We start from the raw sequence: 5,982 nt of genomic DNA, 5'->3' as shown, positions 1-5,982 counted from the left end.
GATATCTCGCAACGCCGAAGCCCACAGCGTCAGCGTATCTTCAACTGACGCGCCACCAATCATCAGATCCCGAATCATGGTCGCCCATGGATTCAGAACCTTCAGGAAGATGCAACTGTAATGCTAGTTCTGAATGGTCCAAAGTTCGGCCTGGCTGCAATACCCAACGGGACTCTAACGTAACCGGATGAGTTCCCACGTCCGCGGTGATCAGCGAGCGCGGGCGTAGCGGATCGGCATCCAGTATTGCCGCAAGGCCTCGACCGCCGCCGGAATATCGGCGTGGGCGTTACGCAGAAAGTTCTTGGTCTCGCGGCCGCTTCGTGGTGGTCCAAGCAGCGGACGGCCCTGATCGTCGCGACAGTGCAGCAGGATGGGCAGAAGTAGGCCGTGATTGACGTTGCTGGCGTCCACAACGGCGCCCACGCCGATAGCTTGAGCCGCATCGCGGCATAGAAGCCTTGGCACCATGGTCGCGGATCGACGTCTCCACTGGGTTTGCGCCGGTACATCGGCGCGAACCTGTCGGGTGCGGTCGAGAGGGTGTTGCTGATGTCGTTGTGGCACAGCGCGACGGCCGATAAGGCTGCAAACTCCGGGGTGCCGCCGTGGTTGAAGGCATCGGCATCAATGGCAAGCAGCGGGCAGATTCAGTCGAGTGGGCTCATCGACACCGGTCCGGCCACGATTGCGGCGACGTAGCCGTCGAGCATGGGGAGATTGGTGGCGGCAGGATGCTGATCGACTCGAGCCTGCAGCCATCGCTCGAGTTCCGCAAGTGGCATCGCGGCGGCGGCCATCGATGACGATGCTTTATGGCGACGTGGGCTCACGCAGCGGCCTGTGCGGTGCGCTGGCGCGCCGCCTTCCAGTGCCAGGCGAGCAGCTCGTGCAGTTGATGGCTCTTGGTTCGCCCGGAGACGATGCGCTCCAGCACGTCGGTCAGATAGGCCTGCGGATCGAGCTCATGGAGCTTTGCGGTGTTCACGATCGACGCCAGGATGGCCCAGCTCTCGGCGCCGCCTTCGCTGCCGCTGAACAAGGAGTTGCGTCTTCCCATGGCAATCGGGCGCATGGAACGCTCGACTGTGTTGGAGTCGACCTCGACGCGGCCGTCGCGGAGAAACAGCGTCAGTCCGTCCCAGTGATTGAGCGCATAGTTGATCGCCTCTGTCAGCTTCGATTGGGAGAACAGCTGGCCGACGATCTCGGTCAGTCGCGCATTGAGCGCCGCCATCAACGGCGCGCTCCTGGTGCGGCGGGCGGCCAGCCGCTGCTCCGCACTACTGCCGCGGATCACTGCCTCGGTCGCATAGACCGCCTGCAGCCGTTCAATCACCTCGCGCGCGAATGGCGACTGCGTGGTCTTGTACACCTCGACGAATTTGCATCGGGCATGGGCGAGACAAAAGGCGAGCTGGATCGCGCCGCCATGACCGCGGGCCAGCGCCTTGCAGACGGCATAACCGTCCACCTGCAGAATGCCGGAAAAGCCCGTCAACTGTCCGGCGATCTCCTCGGTGCCACGGCCGTCGGCGAATACGTAGGCAACCGCCGGCGGCGAGGGGCCACCCCATGGCTGGTCATCCATAGCATGCGCCCAGAACTGGCAGATGCGGGAGCGATGTCGTCCGGGATCGAGCACCGGCATCGGCGTCTCGTCGCAGAACACGCGCGGCGCGGCCTGAATCATCCGCAGCTGCAGCTCATAAAGGCTCCTGAGCCACCACGCGGCGCGTTTGACCCAACCGGCGAGTGTCGCGCGGTCAAGATGGATGCCCTGGCCGGCGAGGACCTGAACCTGCCGGTAAAGCGGCAAATACCAGGCGAACTTCGAGACCACCACGTGGATCACGAGGGCCGTCGACGCCATGCCGCCTTCAATCAGGCGCGGCAGCACTTTCGCCTGGACCACGCCATCAGTGCAGCCGCGGCAGCCGTATGTGGGACGGATCGTGCGCAGCACGCGCAGGATCGCCGGGATCACGTCCAACACCTCGCTGACGTCCTCGCCGATCTTGTGAAGCTGGCCCTGGCAGCACGGGCAGGCCGTCACCTCCGGCTCCAGGACCTGCTCACAGCGCGGCAGAGGCTTGGGCAACGCGCCGATGTTGCGGCGCGCCTTCTTGCGCGGCTTATCGGCCGGCTTCGCCGCAGGCACATCGTCGTTGGCAGCTGCAAGCGGCGTGACACTTGTCTCAAGATCGTCAAGCTCAAGCGCAAGTTGCTCGGCCACGAGCGTGGCAAGCCGTTCCGAGCGCTTCCCGAAGATCATCTCCTTGAGCGTCTGCATCGCAACACGCAGCTTCTCGTTCTCGGCGTCAAGCGCCAGCACCATCTCGGTTAGAGCGGCTGGATCAGTCGGGAGAACGTCCGGGCGAATCGCCATGAACGGACCATACATCCGCGCGCCACAGGCTCCAGCGAAATCCTCTCCTCTCAGCCGAAAACGGCCGGCTGCTTCACAGGCTTGGGTGAGACGCGCGTCCGCATCGCGAGCTGCGTCGCACTGAGATGCACCACGCCGTCGCGGATCGGCGGCCAGGTGAAGTGCCCCTGGTGCAACCACTTCGTCACCAGCACCATGCCGCTGCCGTCCCACGCCAGAAGCTTCACTCTGTCCATGCGTTTTCTGCGGAACACGAAGACGTCGCCACAATACGGGTTCGCACGCAGCGCTTCGCTCACCAGTGCGGACAGCGTATGCACCGACTTGCGAAATCGACCGGCTGTGTCGCCAGCACCACTTTGAGGTCAGAGCGTAGCGCAATCACCGGATGCCCCGAAGCGCCGCCAGCACGGTCGACAGCGTCGCCAGCTCCACGCCGGGCTCGACCCGGATGCGCGCCCCGTTCACCTCGATCTCGACAACCCCGCAAACCTTGGCCGGCAGCGCGGCGATCTCCAAAGGCTTCGTCTGTAGCCGCGAAATACGCTCGGGCTCGCCGGCTGTCCCGCTACCGCTCTCGGCACCAATTTGGATTGGCACGAAGTTCGACGCCTTGCCAACCACCGCCGCCGCAACTTGGCGTCGCCACACCGTAAGCAGCCCCCGCGAAACGCCATTGCGCCGCGCAACCTCGGAGATGTTCGCACCCTCCCCTCACGTACAAAAAGAGGTGCCGTTCGCCCCGCTTCCAAACGAACTAGGCGAGTCGAAGCTCACATCCATCGTCGACGCACGCAGTGCGTTCGATGGTGACGATGTGGAATTGTTCGGCCCCGAGAGGCACGTCCACCGTTTACAACTTTCGGAGCTTCGCGCTCGTCGGCGGTTGATCGAGGCCGCTTTGCAGTCCAGAGCCACAGCGGCGACTCGTGAGCATATCGCGCGCGAGTGTCTGAAGCGCTTGCAGCGAGCCTCGAAGCTTGAGCGGCCGATCCTGGCTGCTTGGGCAGATGCTAGCTTGAGATCATTAGGCTTCACCGATGCGCGCGATCAGATCGCTAAGGCCGCAGGTGTGAGCGTCGAGCAGGCCCGTGTGTTGATCGCCCGAGGTCGAGCAGAGCTGCAAGCCGCTCAGCGTGAGGTCGGTCAGTGGCTCAGCACAAAGCAGCGTCGCGGCCGAACCAAACCGGACCTCCGAGAAATTGAGGTGGGATCGCTGTTCGACGGCGCAACCTCCGCTCACGCTATCGCCGCACTGAAGTCAGATGCCCAGCATGCACTACTGCACGCAATTGAGAATCGATTCATTGACGCGGGTATCAACGATGCCAATGCCGAAGCGAAGTCCAGGCGTATTCGACCGCTTGCGCGCGGCGTTTTGAGGGCACTCGACGAGTTGGGCCGTAATGATGAGGCGAACCGCGATCTGCTCGGCAGACTCGACCCCAATCAGGCTCAGCGTCTTGTTGCTCTACTGGTTTCGGCCAGAGCTGATGAACTGGATGGGCGCGTCGGCCAGTCGAAGGCCGAGCTAACAAAGCTGATCAATTAGATCGTTTTACCGACCAAAACGAAAACCGCAAAGCGTGCGGCCACGGCGCACGCTACCCATAGCCACAAACGCGCTGCCACCAAGGCCGCAGCGTAAACCCCAAGAGGACTAGCAATCATGACGCACACGCGATCCGGCACAGCCACCGCCCACTTCAAGGGGGTTGACCATATCGGACGAACGCTGATCGCGCCCGCGATTCAGGGTAGCGACGGGAAGCTATTTATTGACCAGCACGGGAAGGTAGTGCTGGCGATTCTCGAATCAGGAAGGCCCCCTCTGAGGTCGAATTAATATTCGAGGAATCAGAAAAAAGTAAGAAGGCGAACGCACATATCGCGAGTCGCGAGGCGCTGAAGCGCTATATCGAGAGACTGTTTAACGTGGAGCAGATCTTTGCCGATCAGAAGGCAGAGTATCAGGACACGAAGAACGACCTGAAGGTTGAGATAGAGGCCGCCGGTTACGGCTTTTCGTATGAAGATGTCAAGGCGGCGGTGGACCAGAGAATGCGGGATGTCGAACAGCTCGACAATGAGGTTTCTGCCCAGCTAACGATTACCGGAAGGGCTTACAGCAATGACTAAACCGCTCGACGCGGAAGTGCGCGACTGGAAACGCGAGTGGGCGCGAGTAGACGGGCGCGTAGCGACAATAGGAGCATCGCGATTGAGCTTGTGAACGCAGGCATTGCGATCCTTTTTGTCGACGGGGAGAGCAAGGTCCCGTTGACGCTCGCGCACGGTCAGTTCGACACACAAATTCCCGCGGAAGAGCGGGAAGCGAAGCGTCGCGCGTTCTTTGACAAACACGGATTTGAGCCGTTCGCTATCGGTGCGACAACTAACCGGGCGCCGGTACGGCGCTTGATGAGCGAGAAGCCTGATGTCCTCCCGGCCATCGCTTGCGGGCCGAGCGGCCTTGTAGTGGTAGACAACGACCTGAAAGAGCGCAATGGCGAGCATCGCGATGGAGTGAGGCTGTTCGACTTATTCGTCGAACGAAACGGTGAGTTGCCCAAGAAAACCGTCGCCGTGCGGACCCAACGCGGCGGGCGGCATCTCTATTTCTCTAATCCCGACAGGCTAGGGTGCAGCGCCGGTAAGCTGAAGCGGGACTGCGAGACCGACGTTAAGGGAGTTGGCGGGTACGTTGTGGCGCCGGGCGTGACGCGTATTCACGACGGGAAGACATACGGCAAGCGTTCTGACACGGCTGCACTGACCAAGGCGTATAAGGCGCGCACGTTGCCCGCCATCCCTCAATTCGTGCGGGATGCGATAAGCGGTGAGTCGTTGGGCGCTGTCTCTGATGAGGACGCGGTCGATGACCACGAGGCGTATTTCGCAAACGGCGGCACGGAGAAGCAATGGGACGCTTGGCAAGAGAGGCTCGCAGCGGAGAAGGCGGAGCCCTTCGGCGGCCGACCAATTCTGGTAGGTGCCAGCCGGAACTTAGAGCGTAAAGTGGCCCGCCATTTTTCTCAGCCGGAGAGCAGCACAATGGACGCATTACCCCGCATCCAAGTCCTCCGGGATCTTATCGAAGAACAGATTGAAGTCGTCGCGGCGGCTATCTGCGACGGCAAATGCCCGTTGGAGGCCGAGCTGCGTTTAGAGTGGCTTACTCGCGAGCTGGTGATCGAAGAGAGCGGGGAACGCGTCTTCACGCACCAGAGCATAGCTCAACGGCTTTGGGACCAATATAGATGGGCCTCCCGCACGCGCCGTCGCCCCTACACTCTCAAACAACACTAAGAACCTTCTAGGCCGAACAAATCGGTTGGTCGGGCGGGCGAGTCTATTTGGTCGAAGAGACGTGGGAGCCGGGAGTGCCTGAAATCGTGACGCCAATCAGCCGTAAGCGTGCAATAGATTGGCTGAGCGCCAATCCGGCCCGTCGTCGTGATGCGGCTATAGCGCGACAATCTGGGTGGGAAGCGCACGACAATCAGGATGGCGAGTCGGTGTCGCGGCGAGGTGATGATTGCCGCGTTAATTGTCGCGCGCAAGAGTTTTTTGAACTCTGATTGTCGCGGAGC

General features: G+C 61.6%; 7 protein-coding genes and 2 pseudogenes. 3 read left to right on the top strand and 6 right to left on the bottom strand.

Translation table 11 applies throughout. From position 1 onward, the window contains the following. Positions 1-210: 210 nt before the first annotated feature. The 6 genes and pseudogenes from I6F28_RS36820 to I6F28_RS36800 all read right to left on the bottom strand — a co-directional run bounded on the left by I6F28_RS36820 (position 211) and on the right by I6F28_RS36800 (position 2,989). Positions 211-414, bottom strand: a complete 204-nt coding sequence (locus I6F28_RS36820) for a hypothetical protein (RefSeq protein ID WP_225143885.1) — start codon at positions 412-414, stop codon at positions 211-213. Between the two features lie 59 nt (positions 415-473). After that, positions 474-554: pseudogene (locus I6F28_RS37715) on the bottom strand (UPF0149 family protein); the annotation flags it as partial. Positions 555-650: 96 nt separating this feature from the next. Further along, a complete protein-coding gene (locus I6F28_RS36815; RefSeq protein ID WP_225143882.1) occupies positions 651-800 on the bottom strand; it encodes a hypothetical protein in 150 nt (49 codons plus the stop codon). A 29-nt stretch (positions 801-829) separates the two neighbouring features. Then, the gene (gene tnpC / locus I6F28_RS36810; RefSeq protein WP_225143880.1) at positions 830-2,389 is read right to left on the bottom strand and encodes an IS66 family transposase; all 1,560 of its coding nucleotides are present in this window, start codon (positions 2,387-2,389) and stop codon (positions 830-832) included. A 50-nt stretch (positions 2,390-2,439) separates the two neighbouring features. Next, positions 2,440-2,774: pseudogene (gene tnpB, locus I6F28_RS36805) on the bottom strand (IS66 family insertion sequence element accessory protein TnpB). After that, the gene (locus I6F28_RS36800) at positions 2,771-2,989 is read right to left on the bottom strand and encodes a hypothetical protein (RefSeq protein WP_225143876.1); all 219 of its coding nucleotides are present in this window, start codon (positions 2,987-2,989) and stop codon (positions 2,771-2,773) included. Before I6F28_RS36800 ends, tnpB begins: the two are co-directional and overlap by 4 nt. A 76-nt stretch (positions 2,990-3,065) precedes the next feature. Between I6F28_RS36800 and I6F28_RS36790 the strand changes: the two genes are divergently transcribed. From I6F28_RS36790 to I6F28_RS36780, 3 genes are all read left to right on the top strand, one after another. Continuing rightward, entirely contained in the window at positions 3,066-3,941 is an 876-nt protein-coding gene (locus I6F28_RS36790; RefSeq protein WP_225143875.1) for a hypothetical protein, read from the top strand. Positions 3,942-4,324: 383 nt separating this feature from the next. Further along, the gene (locus tag I6F28_RS36785) at positions 4,325-4,528 is read left to right on the top strand and encodes a hypothetical protein (protein WP_225143873.1); all 204 of its coding nucleotides are present in this window, start codon (positions 4,325-4,327) and stop codon (positions 4,526-4,528) included. Between the two features lie 90 nt (positions 4,529-4,618). Beyond that, the gene (locus tag I6F28_RS36780) at positions 4,619-5,698 is read left to right on the top strand and encodes a bifunctional DNA primase/polymerase (RefSeq protein WP_346656713.1); all 1,080 of its coding nucleotides are present in this window, start codon (positions 4,619-4,621) and stop codon (positions 5,696-5,698) included. Positions 5,699-5,982: the final 284 nt, after the last annotated feature.

The organism is Bradyrhizobium sp. NBAIM14, assembly GCF_020193895.1.
GTDB classification, from domain to species: domain Bacteria; phylum Pseudomonadota; class Alphaproteobacteria; order Rhizobiales; family Xanthobacteraceae; genus Bradyrhizobium; species Bradyrhizobium yuanmingense.
The sequence above is the reverse complement of the archived record's forward strand: the minus strand, read 5'-3'. Positions and strand labels throughout refer to the sequence as shown.